This window comes from Vibrio sp. Y20_XG_PY13 (genome assembly GCF_024181925.1).
Lineage (GTDB): Bacteria > Pseudomonadota > Gammaproteobacteria > Enterobacterales > Vibrionaceae > Vibrio > Vibrio parahaemolyticus.
Genome location: NZ_JAMZAL010000003.1, coordinates 101,186 through 116,639, shown reverse-complemented (window position 1 = coordinate 116,639; position 15,454 = coordinate 101,186). Strand labels below are relative to the sequence as shown.

Sequence of the window (15,454 nt, the reverse complement as noted above, 5' to 3'; positions counted from 1 at the left end):
GATGGTTGCACCTGTTGCGGCCAATGATGAGTGGAGTTTTGAATGGGATTGGGCGGTAAGTTACGAAACCGCCAAGCTGCGAGATAGCGCGTTTATGGAGGCGCAAGGAAGCGCGCGTGACTCGCTCAATGCTTTACTTGATGTGCAAGTGAATTATCAAAACATCAGTGGCTTATTCACCTTGTACAGCCAAGGTTTGTATCTCAATCAGCAAGGTGAGCATGAATGGTGGGGCGAGGCGGATAATCAACTTCTTATCCGAGAACTGGCGTGGCAGGGCGAATGGCAAGTTGGTGATACCACTTTGGATGTCAGCGCAGGCAAGTTGCGCGTTGATTGGGGCGTAGGTTATGGCTATCGACCCTTAGATCTGTTCAAACCATATCGACAAAATCCGGTCGGCTTGGTGGCAGAGGAGGGAGCGGGTGTGTTTTCACTTTCGTATTACGACATGTCAGGTGTATGGACGGTGATTGCAACGGACTCGAGTTGGGGGCAACAGGAGCAAAGCGCGCTTGATCAAGCCGCGGAGCAGCGTGGGTTTGGGATTCGCCGTTATGCGTTGGTGGGCGATACGGAGTACCAACTCATAGGCTATTACGATGATGTGCGTCGGGGTTTATTGGGTGCGAGTGCCATTGCCGTGTGGGATGAATCTATAGCCATGCACAGCTCGTTGCTGTGGCAAAAGCAGAGCGTTGGCTATCAGTTTAAAAATGAAGGGCTGCCGAGCGATCGTTATCAACCCGTGACGGTGGAAGAACAAGGCAGCGCTTTCCAAGCGTTGGTGGGATTAAATTGGGCGAACCAAGCCGGACACAATGTGATCGCCGAATATTGGTATGACAGCCGAGCATGGTCGAAAAGCCAATGGGAGCAAGCAATCGCACGTGGTGAATGGCTCTCCCAATCGTCGGATACGACTCTACTTGCTACTAGCTACGCCCAAGGGTTTCAACACGCCAATATTGTTCAGCACAATCTTATGTTGCATTTGCGCTGGGATCTTGAAGCGTGGACAGCGTGGCGCGGAAGAGCGGATTTGGAGTGGCTTAGCGATGTCACTCCAACGTTGGACGTCATGTACTCGCCGCAAGATGGCGGTGTGATTGTGACGCAATGGCTGAATTACCAATGGATTGACACTGGCGATCAAAGTGTAGAAGTGGAAGTTGCCGCACGCTTTTTAACCGGAGAGGACCATTCTGCTTACGCACAAATCAACGATAAGCATATGATTGTATTTAACATCAAAGGGAAATTTTAAATGTGTTCAGCTAAGTCAATGGTAGCAAGTGGATGGCAGCGCAGTGTGGTTGTCACCTCGTTGTTTTGTTTGTTTATCTCGGGAATGACGCTCTCAGTTTGGGGCGGTCCGTACTACGTGCATGTGCTGGTGAGCTTTGGTTTTGGCTACTCTGCGCTGTTCTTCTCGTGGTTGATCGACAAGTTGTTTCCGACCATACCACGCATGCTAGAAATTGCGCTATCACTGACCGCGTGTTTGTTGTTTGGTGTAATTAATGCGCAGTTTTGGCTCGGTGAATACTTCGGTATTTCGGGCATGTTGCCTGTCTTACTGATGGGCCTGCTGTTTAGCGGTATGTGTTATTTTTATTTTCATTCACGCGAAAAAGAAGCCATTGCACAGCGTGAGCTAGAGAGCATCAAACGTGAAAACGCCGAACAAGAACGAGCCCTTTTACTCAGCCAGCTCAAGCAGATGCAAAGCCAAATTGAGCCGCATTTTCTGTTTAATACGCTTGCCAATATCAGCGCGTTGATGTCGCAAGACGTCGATAAAGCCAAACAAATGTTGGATCAACTCACGGCGTTATTGCGTGCAACGCTAAAAAGCTCGCGTGAGGAGCACACCACGGTTGAGAATGAAATCGCCTTGATTGACGCTTATCTGGGTATTCAAAAAATTCGTTTAGGCGAGCGATTAAGCTACACAATCGAGGTACAAGAAGGGTTAGGAAATACAGAGTTGCCTCCGATGATGCTGCAACCTTTGGTAGAGAACGCCATTATTCACGGCATCGAGCCAAAACGTGAAGGTGGCGAAGTCCAATTGCTGATAAAGCAAGAGAAGCAGCTGTTGCAAATTGAAGTGAAAGACACTGGCGTGGGGTTGAGTCACGTCAGCAATCACTCTGGTTCGGGGATTGGGCTGAGTAACCTTAAACAGCGCATGGATGCCTTATTTGCTGGCAAAGGTCAGGTGTCGATAAGTGAATCTTCCGAAGGTGGTGTGAGTGTGCGTTTGAGTTGGCCAATGACAAGTAAGGAACAGTGAAATGAATACAGGGTTTACTGCCATTATCGCCGATGATGAGCCGTTATTGCGGCATCATCTCGACAAAAGCCTCGCGGAAGTGTGGCCGGAGTTGGACATCGTTGCCAAGGTAGCTGATGGCGAACAAGCCTTGCTCGCCATTGAGCAAAGCCAACCTGATATTGCCTTTCTAGATATTCGTATGCCCGTGTTAGATGGCATGAGTTTGGCGCAAAAACTCAATCGTTTGGCCAACCCGCCTTTGATCGTGTTTGTTACTGCTTATGATGACTATGCCATTAAAGCGTTTGAGCAAAATGCGGCAGATTACCTGCTCAAACCCATTTCCGACGCTCGTTTGCAGACGACCTGTGAACGAGTCAAAGCTCGACTCAGCCAACGAGGAAGCGACAACAGCCATGTTCAGATGAATAGTTTGTTGGAACAACTGCAACAGTTGTCTGCGCCTCAAACACCGCAATACTTACAGTGGATTAAAGCCACGCAAGGTGACGATATTCATCTCATCGCGACGTCTGATGTGCTGTATTTCAAAGCGGAAGAAAAATACGTTTCGGTGTATGCGCAGCAAGGGCAGGGGGAAGTGCAAGAATATTTGATCCGCACATCGCTCAAAGAGTTGATTGGGCAGCTAAACCCAGAGCAGTTTTGGCAAGTGCATCGCTCAAGCGTGGTGCAAGTGTCTAAAATCAGCAAAGTAAACAAAGACTTTGCAGGAAGAATGTTTGTTTATGTTGGTGAAATTAAGCTGCCAGTGAGCCGCGCTTCTCAAAGTTTGTTTAAAGGCATGTAACTTCTCCCTAATCCGTTGCTGCTCACTCTTTACACTGTAAACTCGCCCCACATCATCTAAATTATCAAGGAAGATAAATGAGTTATCGTGTGACTTTATTGAATGCGACGGGAGCGTTGTCTTCTGTTGCTGATTATTTGTATGAACAGCTGAATAGCCTGAGTCTACAACTCGCCGATCATTTTGAGCTGAACAATATTGATGTCACCATCAGTCCATTTGGTCACGGTGATGCGCCGCAAAGTGGCATTGGTGGTTACTGCTTGAGCCCCTACCGAGTCGAAGTCTTGCTAGACACTCAGCGCACGGATATAAAAACCGTCATTGAAAACGAACTGGCTGCAGTGCTCGCGCATGAATTGCATCATCTGTTTCGGATGCGAGCGGGAGAAAATGGACTCACTCTGGGAGCGGTGTTGATCATGGAAGGCTTGGCTTGCCATTTTGAACGTCAGGTCAACGGCGGCATCATTCCGAGTTTGTTTGAGTTGATAAAAGACCGCGACTGGCGGCCGTTTTACACAGAGATGAAAGATAAGTTAACGAGCTTGGATTACAACTTTGATGCTTACTTTTTGGGAAGCGATGAAAGCCGTTGGCCGAAGTACATGGGGTATTGGGTGGGGTATAACCTAGTCGCGGAATACCTAGCTAATTTTCAGGGCTCTGAACTCGATTTGGTCGGTGCCAAAGCCGAGATTTTCTATCAATAATTCTATCTAATCCAAGAATTCCTACTAATCATCAACACAAAAAAAGCGCCTAACTCAGAAGTGGTTAGGCGCTTTTTCTTATCTTGGAGCGGACAGAGGCGACTATTCGCTGATCGTCACTTTTTTAATAATGATAGGTTCGCATGGCACATCATCGTGACCCTGCTTTGATGTCGTTTTCACTTTCGCTATGCGATTAACCACATCCATGCCCGCTGTCACTTTTCCAAATACCGCGTAGCCCCAACCCAAGTTGGTGGTGGCGGTGTGATCTAAGAAATCATTGTCTTCCAAGTTAATGAAGAACTGCGCAGTTGCTGAGTGCGGCGCGTCGGTACGTGCCATCGCAATTGTGCCGACGGTGTTTTTTAGGCCACGGTTCGCTTCGTTTGCGATTGGTGCGTGGGTTGGTTTTTCTGTCATGTCCTCAGTGTGACCGCCACCTTGAATCATAAAACCGTCGATAACGCGGTGGAAAATCGTGCCGTTGTAGAAGCCCTCTTCACAGTATTTTTTGAAGTTTTTTGAGCTCACTGGCGCTCGTTCCAAGTTCAGTTCAATTTCGATGTCACCGAAATTGGTGGTCATAATAATCATGTCGATTTGCCCTTGTGGGTGCTAAGTTGGCGGCATTATAGCGAAGTCGTTTCTAGGCCGTAACAAAAACAGCGACGTCATGACGTCGCTGTTTTTATTTTCAGCCCTAAACCACCTACTTCAGTAGGTGGTTATCATCCGCTTCGGCTTTGCCTGTAAAACTACTCATGCTAAATGCATCTTTGATTTTTCCAGAAGTCAAAGAGGCTATTTTGTCGATAGTGTTGGAATCAATGAAGAAATAATACGCCGATATGTAAGACATCAAGAGAAGCAAGAGCGAGTAGAGCAGCAGCAATTGGCGCTGGACTAAACAAAGGCCCCCTTTTAGGGGGCTCACACAAAGCCACCTTCTTTAGAAGGTGGTAATTTACTTGTCGGTTAGCCTGTTGGATTAAACCGTGAAACGACCAACCAAGTCGTAGAGCTCGTTGGCTTTGTGATTGAGGTTTTGGCTTCCCGAGCGGTTTTGGTTGGCAAGGCTTGCCGATTGACTACTTTGTTGCGAAATGACCTCAACACGTTGAGAGATTTCTTGTCCCACTTGGCTCTGTTCTTCGGTTGCAGTGGCGATCAGCGTGTTCATGTCCATAATGTTGGCAATCGCTGCTTGAATGTCTTGCAACGCAACCGAGGCGGCGCGCGCCTCTTCTACCGTTGCTTCACCGCGCGCTTGGCTTGATTCCATCGCACGTACTGCGGCATCTGAGCCAGATTTAAGTTGCTCAATCATTTTATGGATATCGCCCGTACTGTCTTGAGTGCGGCTTGCCAGCTTGCGGACTTCATCTGCTACTACCGCGAATCCACGTCCTTGATCGCCAGCTCGCGCAGCTTCAATCGCGGCGTTTAGCGCAAGCAAATTAGTTTGCTCGGCAATATCTTGAATCACTTCTAAAGATGATGAGATGTTTTGAACGTCGCTCTCTAAACGGGCAATCACAGTGCTCGCCTCTGAAACTTCGCTTGCCAGCTCTTCGACAGAATTCGCAGCGGAATCGACGATGTGTTTCGCTTGTTGAGCGTTTTCATCGGCGTGTCGTGCTGATTCTGCTGCTTGGTTAGCGTTGTTCGAAATCTCATGCGCGGTGGCTGTCATTTCCGTCATCGCTGCGGCAACTTGCTCGGTTTCTTCACGTTGACCGCCAGCGAGTTCGTCGACTTGAGAGGCGCGTTGCGACATGTTGTTGGTTTCTGCGACGACTTCTTCACCAACTTGAGTCACGCTCTTGATGATGCCCTGCAGGCTTTCAACAAAGATATTGAAGTTGTGCGCTAACTGTTTGAACTCAGGTACGTTGGATTCGTGCATGCGCGCCGTAAGGTCGGCATCGCCTTGCGCGAAGGATTGGATCGAGGCATCAAACTGTTCGATTGGTCGCATGATGCTACGATTCACAAACACGGCGAAGATAGCAACTACGGCAGCGATAGAAACACAGAACAGCGCGATGGCCACTAGAGTCGTGTTGAGCGCGTCATGGGCTGAGGCTTCCATTTCTGCAATGACGGCATCAATGTCATCAGTGTAGAAGCCGGTACCGATCATTAAATCCCACTCAGGAATGAACATTGAGTAGCTCAATTTCGGTAGCGCCTCTGTTTGTCCTAGTTTCGGGAAGTAATAGGTAGTGAATTCACCCGTTTTGGCGTTTTTCAGCAAGTCTTGAATCAGGTAATTACCTTTCTTGTCTTGCAGGTTATAGAAGTTTTCACCGATGCCTTTGTCGTTCTTGCCGACCACAACACGGACGCCTTTGGAGTTGTAACCGAAGATGTAGCCCGTTTCACCAAATTCCAGCTCTCGTAAAACGGGAAGAGCTTCTTCTAATGTCGCATTTTTCTTGAGTAGCGGTTCAATCGCCGAGCGAGCCATCTGAACATAGTTTTTCAGCTCGGCTTTTTTCATCGCCATCATGGTGGTGTGGGTCTGATCAATTTGCTGTTGGTTATAAGCGTTAGTTTGCAGGTAGGTGAACCACATCATACCTAGTGCAATGGTGAGTACTGGAATGATGGAAAGAATATACAGTCGCTTTCTTATGGTTAGATTCATAGAGACTTCCTTACTTCTCGGCGCAGCGTTACGAAAAGGCAAAATTCAATCGATTTGCCGGATGAATATATGGCTATTTATTTTTGTAGTGATTGCAGATTAACCGACTTAGTAGGAGAGAAGTACTGGAAATGCACGATTTATCGCGAGCGTATTAACATTTTCAAGCGTGATCACAATTACCGAGAGCAGCGGCCAGAATTACAACGAGAAGTGCCCGTTAACCAATATGAGATGCGATACCTATTTTGGGCGAAGCGCAGATAAAGCCAGTCCGCAACAGGTCTAATGAGTGGCCAGCGCAGTGGTGCATACAACCAACCTCGTCCAACAAGCTGCCAAGCTCTGTAGGTCACATCCAGCCCGAGGAGTAAATTCCCGTGGTTGTCCAAGGCATGCAGAATGGTGTTGGCACGATCAGGGTCGATTTGCGGGTAGGCCGAAAAAGCGTCGCTGTAAATATCAACGGTGTTTATCTCTTGCTTATGATCGTGTTGGCGTAATGCCTTCATCTCTTTGGCGCACAGTGGGCAAGTGCCGTCGTAGAAAATAGTCAGTTTAGTCATATCAATTCGTCATTGCATTGGGGCTGCTTGATGGTTTCTCGCTGTTTTTACGTGGCGATGCTTCTTTGGGTTCATTGTGCTGCAGGTAGTGCTGCCAGTTAGTGCGAATGTTTTCGTAATTGTATTGGCAGAAGTCTTTGCGATCTCGAAGGTAGTCTTTTTCTACTTCGTCGAGTAACGATTTGTACTGTTCAGGATCGCTGCCATACACCAAGCACAAAGTGGAGAAGTAACGCTGTAGGTCAAAACTGTGTTCGTCAATGTACTCGCCGAAATCGTAATAGTCGGGTCTGTCATCGGACTCAAACGCAAACATGTCGGCGGCACTGATGGCCATATCGGCGCCATCGTCTAAATAGTCGATCAGTAAAATAGTGGCGAAATTGTCAACGGCATCTTCTTCTTTCCCCAACACAGGGATGCTTTGATCCTCGATGTACGCATGCCCAGCTTCATGCAGCAAAGTGTGTAATAAGGTATCTAATGCACCAGTCTTTGGCGATTTTCCGTAGCGATCTTCATATTGGTTGTTGGAGAAGTAATTGAGCGACTCCAAATAAAACGTATAAGGAATATGGATGGTGTGCGTGTCGGGATCGTACATAGGGCCATCTTCGCCGCCATAAATCAGAGTGAGCGGTTTACGAAAAGGGAAGTAGTCTTGAGAAAGTCGAACAAAAATCGGGTTCACATCGCTGCTTTGAATGGATTGCTCGGCAAGTTTGTCATGGGTTGTTTCTGCGGGCATGTACTCGATACGAATATTGTCCGCTGCGTTGGCAGAAGCGGCGCAGAGTAATAGTACAGGGAGAAGCGATTGAATTTTCATGTTGAGCTCTTGTTATTTGAATGACTTGCATAAAAATTATACATGGTTTTGGCGAATGAATAATCGGGATTGGCGTTTGTCACTCTGCGCCAATTCGTTTTATAGTTCGCCTAAAGGAGATCACTATGCCTAATCCACTGTTGTTACAACCCCGAATCCAATAGGCGTTGTTGACTGAGAACGCAGCAACAGCGCCACGAGAAATCGTTCCGTGGCAAAATTTTACTCTCTATTGAAGAGGCAAATGCCATGACTAAACATTGGTCTAAAGTTCAGTATCTGCACCAAGTGGTGCAAAACGCCAACATCCATATTAAAGGTACTCACAGTTATTACAGCGATTGCTGGGATAATGGTTTTGAGCAATCCGTCGTTCGTTATCTGCTGGGGGATGAAATCAGCAAGCAGTGGCAACCCCGTTGGGAAGTCGACCAACTCTATATTGGTGACTACGTTTGTATCGCCGCCGAAGCGGTGATTTTAATGGGTGGCAACCACAATCATCGAACCGATTGGTTCTGCTTGTATCCGTTTCTTGATGATGTCGAACGTTCCTATCAAAGCAGGGGCGACACGATTATCGGAGATGCTGTCTGGATTGGAATGCGTGCGATGATCATGCCAGGCGTTACGATTGGAGAGGGCGCGGTGATTGCCGCAAACAGTGTCGTGACGAAAAACGTGCCGCCGTACACCGTGGTAGCAGGCGCTCCTGCTGAGCCGATCAAAACTCGTTTTGACTCAGAGACGATTGATAAGTTATTGGCTCTTAAGATGTATTCTTGGGATGAGGCTAAGTTTAACGCGATTCGCTCTTTTATCTGTGGAAATGATATTGAGCAGTTAATCATTGCGGAAAGTAACTATAAAGATGGCGAATGTCACTGAAATGAGGAAAATTATCAGCGATATGTTATAATCTCGCTCCGTTGTGACGAAAACTATTGTTGCAGCTTGTGCGTTTCCTTGGCATCGATTCGTTTAAATCACCATGAGTCAGAGTTGAAAAACTACGATAGGAACAAGCAAACTCAATTGTTTGAACGCGATCTCGGCGTTTTGACGGTTACAGCGGGATGGAACTTTGTTCGATAGTAATCGACGCATTCTGTTTAAGTAAGGGAGCCCATTGCGCGGTTCAGAAAGTGTCACTAGAACTTACTCACAACATTATACCCGGCGCATTGACCACGCGTTTTTGGTTGAGGCAAAGGGCATTTGAAGGAGCTGTAAAGGCTCCTTTCACATTTAAGGGCGGCAAACAGCAAACCATTGGCACAATGCTTAACAAGCGCCCTTAAACTAGCCTAAGGCGCATGACACCATCTAATGAGTATTTTCGGAAATAAAGCGAGAAAATTTGCTATTGAATGAAGGTTAAACTAACACTCAATCATTACGGAGGATGAAGAGAACAATAATAAGAGGCGATATGAATCATTTAATATCTGTAGGTGCACTGGAATCCTTCTTGGTTGCGATCAGTGTGCTTTTCTTGGGGCATTTTATTAATGCTAAGTTACCGATTTTAAAGAAGTTCAATATACCTGAGCCGATTGTAGGTGGCCTTATCGTAGCCTGCATCATTACTGCTCTTCATTTTAACGGTGTCGACTTGGAGTTTGATCTACCGTTACAAAACACCTTTATGCTGATGTTCTTTGCCACGGTTGGTTTAGCGGCAAACTACACTCAGTTGATGAAAGGAGGCGCGAAGGTTTTTATCTTCTTAGCGGTCGCGTCTTTCTATATCATCATTCAAAACGGTGTCGGCGTGTCACTTGCGGCGGCATTGGGTTTAGACCCATTAATGGGGTTAATCGCGGGTTCGATTACTCTGTCTGGTGGTCACGGCACGGGGGCGGCGTGGTCACAAACTTTCCAAGACGTGTACGGATTAAATAACGTTCTGGAAATCGCGATGGCATCGGCCACTTTTGGTTTGATCATCGGCGGTATCATTGGTAGCCCAGTGGCTCAACGCCTAGTGGAAAAACATGGTATCGAATCTGAGTACGGTCGTGGTGGTAGAGATGCCAAAACCCACGAGAAGTTCCCAGAGCTGGTGACGTACAACGAGTACGAAGAAGACAAAGTAACGGCGAAAAAGGTCGTGGAAAAACTCTTCTTCTTACTGATTTGTGTGACGGGTGCGAAGTACGTTGAACAGTGGGTGAGTACCTACGAAATTTCTTGGTTGATGATTCCTGATTTCGTTTACGCGCTGTTCATTGGTGTGATTATTACGAACTTCTTAGAGGTGACTAAGATTCGTAAGCTGGACGCTGAAACCGTCGATATGCTCGGTACGGTGTCGCTGTCTCTGTTCTTGGCGATGGCTCTCATGAGCTTGAAGCTATGGAACATCTTTGATTTGGCGATCCCATTCTTAGTGATTCTGGCGATTCAGTCGGTGATTTTGGCCATCTTCACCTATTACGTGACCTTTAAGGTAATGGGCAGCAACTACGATGCGGCGGTTATCTCGGGTGGTCACTGTGGTTTTGGTTTGGGTGCGACGCCAACAGCGGTGATGAACATGGGTTCTATTGTTAACCGTTTTGGTCCTTCGCCTCAGGCATTTATGGTGGTACCAATTGTTGGCGCGTTCTTTATCGACATCGTCAACTTAATCATCTTGCAAGGTTACATTTCTTTCCTTGGCTAGACGATTGGATAGATGAGCCCCTAAGGGTAAAAATAAAAACGGTCACAACGCAGGTTGTGACCGTTTTTTTATGTCTCGGTTTTTGTTCGAGACGTTGTTTATTGAATGGTACGGCTGAACTTCAAACTTGCCGTCCACGCCAGTATCCCAATAAAGGCGTAGATGCCGACGTTGGCCCAACCCGCTTCAGGAATCGCACTGAATGGGTTAGAGGCGATGATCGCATGCAGAGGCAAATAGAGCACTGCTGAGAAGAACTGATCCAACCCGTAGTTACCAAACATCGCAATTGGCATCCAACGTAGCGCATAAATCGCGATGAACAGAATCACCAACGGCGAGTTTACCTTCTGAGAAATTGCCATCGCGCAAAGTGCTAGTGGCAGCATCAACACGCCTGCGAGCGCCATTCTTGCTAAGAACTCCACCCAGTGCAGCAGCACATAGCCAAGTGAAGTTTGACGGTAGAGCAAAGCCAGTTGTTGGTCGGTCGAAATATTGAGTAACCACAGCATAAAATCAGCCGCCAAAACGAGGCCAGAACACACCAGCGGGATCACCAACAAACCAAACGTCAGCTTCACGAGGTGCGTTTTTAGATCGCTAACTGGCATACTGCGCCAAAACATAATGCTGCCTTCGGCACGCTCTTTACGCAGCGTTCTAGGGAAGTACTGAATGGCAAGTAACATAGACAGCAAACCAGCGCCACCAGTGATCAGCATGTTGACGTCATCCCCAAGTTCTTTGTGAATATCACTCACATCGCCACCGAGGCTCATTTCGAAAAACATATTGTGTTGCAACGTGGTGTTACTCATCAAACTAATAAAAAGCAACGCTCCACACGCCAACATAAACAAAGGTAAGCGCAATACTAGTGGGTTTTCTAACCACTCTTTACGCAACATTGCGACGACAGAGCGCATCATGCTGCCTCCTTTTGTAACGCTAAAAACAGATCCGCCAGTTTTACACCATGCACATCGCCAAGCCCCGCCGCTTGATCCGCGTATTGTGAAGACAATAGCCATTTCGTTGTGCCTAATCCTTTTTGAGAAGAGAGTGGGTGCATCGCTTCAATTTGCGCACGGTGTTCGTCATTGGCATCGAGAATAAAGTAGTCTTCACTGATGCTGTCCATTGAGGTTTGCAGCACCGGGCGACCGTGTTTAAGAATCAACACATCGGTTAACAGATGTTCGATCTCGGAAACTTCATGGCTGGTGATGATCAGAACGCGTTCACCATCGTGAAACCATTCCAGTAAATGACGGTAGAAGGTGTCGCGGTAAACCAAATCCAAACCAAGAGTTGGTTCATCCAAAATCAGGATTTGTGTATTGGTTGCGATAACAATGGCAAGGTGCAATTGCACTTTCATCCCTTTCGAAAGGGCTCTGATTTTCGCACGAGGTTTGATGTCGGTTTGACGAAGCAGCGCATCTGCTTTGCTTCGATTGAAACCCGGGTGAACCCCTTCGGTATAACTCAGAAGCTGAGAGACTGTCATCCAATCTGGCAAAACATTCACATCCGAGATGTACGACAAGTTCTGCATGATCTTGTCGCGCTGCATCATGGGCTCGAAGCCATTGATGCGAATAGTCCCTTCGTAGTCGTGGGCGCCGAGTAGGGCGTTAATAAGCGTCGATTTACCCGCGCCATTGTGGCCGAGTAAACCAAGCACTTGACCAGCATGTAAGTCAAAACTCACATCATGAAGCGCCTCTCCTTGTTGACGGTACTGCTTGGAGACGTTTTTTACACTGACTAATGTGCTCATTGGTCACCTTTCATATGGGGGTTGAGTTGCTGGACAAGTTCATCAACTGACATGTCCAGACGTTGTAATGTATCGGCTATTTGAGGAATTTGCTGTTCAAGAAAGCGAGCCTTTTCCGCAGAGCGCAATTGTTGAATTGCCCCTTGTGCGACAAACATGCCTTGGCCACGTTTTTTCTCCACCAGTCCTTCATCAACAAGTAACTGATAGCCTTTCATGACGGTAAGGTGGTTAATTTTCATATCGGCAGAGATGCTGCGGACGGAGGGTAAAGCCTCGCCTTCTTTCCAGATGCCCTGCAATATTTGTTGGGTGATCTGATCAGCCAACTGGCGAAAAATCGGTTGGCGATCATGCCAATGCGTCATGATAAACATCCTATGGCTGAATTGGTGTTATATATATGTATAACACTGAGCTTGAGAAATAGAAAGAATTAATCTTTTTGCTCTCACACAACAGCGTGTTTATGGCGTCCGTTTTCGACACGTTGCACCGAATATTTGCACGCAATCGGATGCGTTTTTCTATTTCAAATTGATATAAAAACAACCACTTCTCATAAGTTGAGAATCCGCAATTAGAGGTACTTCAGAGCGTGAGAAACTTACGACAAAACTTGTGTTTATCACTGAGTGAGAATTTATTGAATATTAAAATTAAAACATTCTTATTTAGTGAGAATTAAAGTGGAATTCACCCTAGAAAAATAAGGACTCAATAGGCAACCTGATTGGATTCGTTACCTATCTCTCGTTGAAGCATTACTCAGCGGATGAGAAAAAGGAAAAAAGAGGTTTTATGAATCATGTTATTTCAATCGGCCCACAGGAGTCGTTTCTCGTCGCTATTTGTGTGTTGTTCCTAGGGCAATTTATCAACACCAAACTTCCAATTTTAAAAAAATTTAATATCCCAGAACCGATTGTTGGTGGGTTAGTCATCGCCTGTGTGATTACCGCAATGCACTTTAATGGCGTTGATTTATCCTTCGATTTACCACTGCAAAACACATTTATGTTGATGTTTTTTGCCACCGTTGGATTAGCGGCAAACTACACCCAGCTGATCAAAGGTGGTGCGAAGGTGTTTATCTTTCTCGCGGTGGCATCAGCGTACATTCTTATTCAAAACGCCGTTGGTGTGTCTTTGGCGACCGCATTGGGCTTAGATCCGCTAATGGGGTTAATTGCGGGTTCCATTACGCTTTCTGGTGGTCACGGAACAGGCGCAGCTTGGTCGCAGACTTTCCAAGATATGTACGGGCTACATAACGTACTTGAGGTTGCGATGGCATCTGCGACGTTTGGCTTGGTGATTGGCGGCATCATCGGTAGCCCAGTGGCACAGCGTTTGATAGACAAAAACAACCTAGAATCGGAATACGGCCGTACAAATCAAAGTCACCAACGTTTTCCTGAACTCGTGACTTATAACGAGCACGAAGAAGACCGAGTTACTGCAAAGAAAGTGGTCGAAAGCTTGTCGATTATTTTGTTGTGTGTGACAGGGGCGGGTTATCTAGAAAACTGGGTGAGCAGCTTTGGCATCAAATGGTTGATGATTCCAGACTTTGTCTACGCGTTGTTTATTGGTGTGGTGATCACCAACATCATGGAAGTGACGAAAGTTCGCAAAGTCGACTTAGAAACCGTGGATATTCTCGGTACGGTTTCATTGTCGCTGTTCCTAGCAATGGCGCTAATGAGCCTAAAACTGTGGAACATTTTTGATCTAGCCATTCCGTTCTTGATCATCCTTGCCGTGCAGTCGGTAATTCTCGCGGTGTTCGCTTACTACGTGACATTCCGCGTCATGGGCAGCAACTACGACGCGGCGGTAATTTCTAGTGGACACTGCGGTTTTGGTTTGGGGGCGACACCAACAGCCGTGATGAACATGGGGTCTATCGTGAACCGTTTCGGCCCGTCACCACAGGCGTTTATGGTGGTGCCGATTGTCGGTGCATTCTTCATCGACATCGTTAACTTAGTGATTTTGCAAGGCTGCATCGCCTTTATCAAATAATCGGCGAAAGGCGTAACCACGCCAATTTTAAGATCATTTAAAGCCAAAGCCAGTCGGAAAAGACTGGCTTTTTTGTTTCTTGGTATGAATCTTTCTCATTCTTGCTTCAAGCAATGAAATCAATGCGTTAATATCATTCACAGGATGTTATTTTCCCAGCAGCAGGAGGCTCCACACATGTCAGAAAAAATATCGACATCAGCATTAGCGAAAATGCGCAATATTGACGCCAAGCTGCTGTTTTCAGATCTCAAACGCGCCGGTTACATCACTCGCCAAGAGGACAAATGGATCCTGACGGAAGAGGGCGCTAAGTTCGGCGGTGAATATGTTGACCACCCCAAGTTTGGGCAGTTTATTGTCTGGCCTACGAACTTGCATATTGAGCTGAATCCTACCTCTGGGAAAACTCTGAGTGCCACACAACTTGGCGATAAACTTCGCCTTAATGCCAAGCGAATCAACCAATTGTTGAGTGAGCTAGGCTGGATAAGTAAATCAGAAGACGGATGGCAAGTCACCGAAGCGGGCATTCGAGCAGGTGGTCAACAGCGTGCAGATAAAGAATCACAAAACACCTTTGTGGTTTGGCACGATGTCGTTTTGCGCAACAAGCGCTTGAAGCAATCTGTAGTGGAGTTTTTGGGGCAAGATGCGGAGTCGCACTCCACCGACAAATCCTACTCCAGTTTTCGTCAAAAATTCGAAGCCAAACACCGGACTTTGGATGGGCACTATGTTCGTTCAAAAGGGGAGTTATTAATTGATAACTGGTTGTATTTGGCTGGCATTGTCCATGCTTACGAGCGACAACTCCCGATAGAACAAGAAGTGATGAGCGATTTTTATCTCCCTGCTGGCAAGCTGTACCTTCTGTTTTGGGGAAGTGATAGCGGAGAGACGCCAGAAATAGAGCGAGAAGCCATTCGCGCGGTGTATCAGCAACACAACTTCAATTTGATCGAAGTAGGGCCAAGTGAACTAGACAAGCTGGATGAAGTATTGCCAAAACGTCTGCGCCAATTTGGCATCCAAGCGTACTGAGGTTCTTCTCAAATGAACGAAGATGCTTGCGACGTGATGGTATTTGTCATGCCCAGAAACGAAAAAACCCGTGAT

The 15,454-nt window shown here is 46.8% G+C and carries 15 protein-coding genes and 1 pseudogene; 9 read left to right on the top strand and 7 right to left on the bottom strand.

All coding sequences use genetic code 11. The features are described from left to right. The first annotated feature begins 1 nt into the window (after position 1). The 4 genes from NL646_RS09540 to NL646_RS09525 all read left to right on the top strand — a co-directional run bounded on the left by NL646_RS09540 (position 2) and on the right by NL646_RS09525 (position 3,805). Positions 2 to 1,267, top strand: a complete 1,266-nt coding sequence (locus NL646_RS09540; RefSeq protein WP_253664244.1) for a hypothetical protein — start codon at positions 2 to 4, stop codon at positions 1,265 to 1,267. Beyond that, positions 1,268 to 2,299 carry a sensor histidine kinase gene (locus NL646_RS09535; RefSeq protein ID WP_029833154.1) on the top strand — a complete coding sequence of 344 codons (1,032 nt, stop codon included), beginning with the start codon at positions 1,268 to 1,270 and terminating at the stop codon, positions 2,297 to 2,299. Between the two features lies 1 nt (position 2,300). Beyond that, complete coding sequence (locus tag NL646_RS09530; protein ID WP_069489142.1) at positions 2,301 to 3,092, top strand: LytTR family DNA-binding domain-containing protein; 792 nt, start codon at positions 2,301 to 2,303, stop codon at positions 3,090 to 3,092. Between the two features lie 77 nt (positions 3,093 to 3,169). Beyond that, positions 3,170 to 3,805, top strand: coding sequence for a DUF2268 domain-containing protein (locus NL646_RS09525; protein WP_140049151.1), 636 nt, complete (start codon positions 3,170 to 3,172; stop codon positions 3,803 to 3,805). Positions 3,806 to 3,907: 102 nt separating this feature from the next. Here the strand turns inward: NL646_RS09525 and NL646_RS09520 are convergent, their stop codons facing one another. Beyond that, a complete protein-coding gene (locus NL646_RS09520) occupies positions 3,908 to 4,402 on the bottom strand; it encodes a peptidylprolyl isomerase (RefSeq protein ID WP_253664134.1) in 495 nt (164 codons plus the stop codon). A 199-nt stretch (positions 4,403 to 4,601) separates the two neighbouring features. On the opposite strand from NL646_RS09520, the pseudogene NL646_RS09515 reads away from it, so the two are divergent. Continuing rightward, positions 4,602 to 4,715, top strand: a pseudogene (locus tag NL646_RS09515) (IS200/IS605 family transposase); the annotation flags it as partial. A gap of 81 nt (positions 4,716 to 4,796) precedes the next feature. Here NL646_RS09515 and NL646_RS09510 read toward each other — a convergent pair. The 3 genes from NL646_RS09510 to NL646_RS09500 all read right to left on the bottom strand — a co-directional run bounded on the left by NL646_RS09510 (position 4,797) and on the right by NL646_RS09500 (position 7,853). Beyond that, positions 4,797 to 6,458 (bottom strand): methyl-accepting chemotaxis protein, encoded by a 1,662-nt coding sequence (locus tag NL646_RS09510; protein ID WP_015312741.1) that lies wholly within the window; start codon positions 6,456 to 6,458, stop codon positions 4,797 to 4,799. A 179-nt stretch (positions 6,459 to 6,637) separates the two neighbouring features. Next, complete coding sequence (locus NL646_RS09505; RefSeq protein WP_015312742.1) at positions 6,638 to 7,024, bottom strand: thiol-disulfide oxidoreductase DCC family protein; 387 nt, start codon at positions 7,022 to 7,024, stop codon at positions 6,638 to 6,640. 1 nt (position 7,025) lies between these two features. Further along, the gene (locus tag NL646_RS09500; protein WP_109884489.1) at positions 7,026 to 7,853 is read right to left on the bottom strand and encodes a DUF4344 domain-containing metallopeptidase; all 828 of its coding nucleotides are present in this window, start codon (positions 7,851 to 7,853) and stop codon (positions 7,026 to 7,028) included. Between the two features lie 249 nt (positions 7,854 to 8,102). Between NL646_RS09500 and NL646_RS09495 the strand changes: the two genes are divergently transcribed. Both NL646_RS09495 and gltS (NL646_RS09490) read left to right on the top strand, forming a co-directional pair. Beyond that, positions 8,103 to 8,741: a CatB-related O-acetyltransferase gene (locus NL646_RS09495; protein ID WP_253664133.1), complete on the top strand. Its 639-nt coding sequence runs from the start codon at positions 8,103 to 8,105 to the stop codon at positions 8,739 to 8,741. A gap of 544 nt (positions 8,742 to 9,285) precedes the next feature. Continuing rightward, on the top strand, positions 9,286 to 10,521 hold the full coding sequence (gene gltS / locus NL646_RS09490; RefSeq protein WP_005464899.1) for a sodium/glutamate symporter: 1,236 nt from the start codon (positions 9,286 to 9,288) through the stop codon (positions 10,519 to 10,521). Between the two features lie 98 nt (positions 10,522 to 10,619). On the opposite strand, the gene NL646_RS09485 is transcribed toward gltS (NL646_RS09490), so the two are convergent. Genes NL646_RS09485 through NL646_RS09475 form a run of 3 tightly spaced genes read right to left on the bottom strand, consistent with a single transcriptional unit; the run spans position 10,620 to position 12,675 of the window. Further along, a complete protein-coding gene (locus NL646_RS09485; protein ID WP_172960612.1) occupies positions 10,620 to 11,450 on the bottom strand; it encodes a hypothetical protein in 831 nt (276 codons plus the stop codon). After that, entirely contained in the window at positions 11,450 to 12,307 is an 858-nt protein-coding gene (locus NL646_RS09480) for an ABC transporter ATP-binding protein (RefSeq protein WP_253664132.1), read from the bottom strand. The genes NL646_RS09485 and NL646_RS09480 overlap by 1 nt, the downstream gene beginning before the upstream one ends. After that, on the bottom strand, positions 12,304 to 12,675 hold the full coding sequence (locus NL646_RS09475) for a GntR family transcriptional regulator (RefSeq protein WP_005497659.1): 372 nt from the start codon (positions 12,673 to 12,675) through the stop codon (positions 12,304 to 12,306). The genes NL646_RS09480 and NL646_RS09475 overlap by 4 nt, the downstream gene beginning before the upstream one ends. A 433-nt stretch (positions 12,676 to 13,108) precedes the next feature. On the opposite strand from NL646_RS09475, the gene gltS (NL646_RS09470) reads away from it, so the two are divergent. Continuing rightward, positions 13,109 to 14,335 carry a sodium/glutamate symporter gene (gltS, locus tag NL646_RS09470; protein WP_005464942.1) on the top strand — a complete coding sequence of 409 codons (1,227 nt, stop codon included), beginning with the start codon at positions 13,109 to 13,111 and terminating at the stop codon, positions 14,333 to 14,335. Positions 14,336 to 14,512: 177 nt separating this feature from the next. Next, entirely contained in the window at positions 14,513 to 15,379 is an 867-nt protein-coding gene (locus NL646_RS09465) for a hypothetical protein (RefSeq protein ID WP_023584394.1), read from the top strand. Positions 15,380 to 15,454 lie beyond the last annotated feature (75 nt).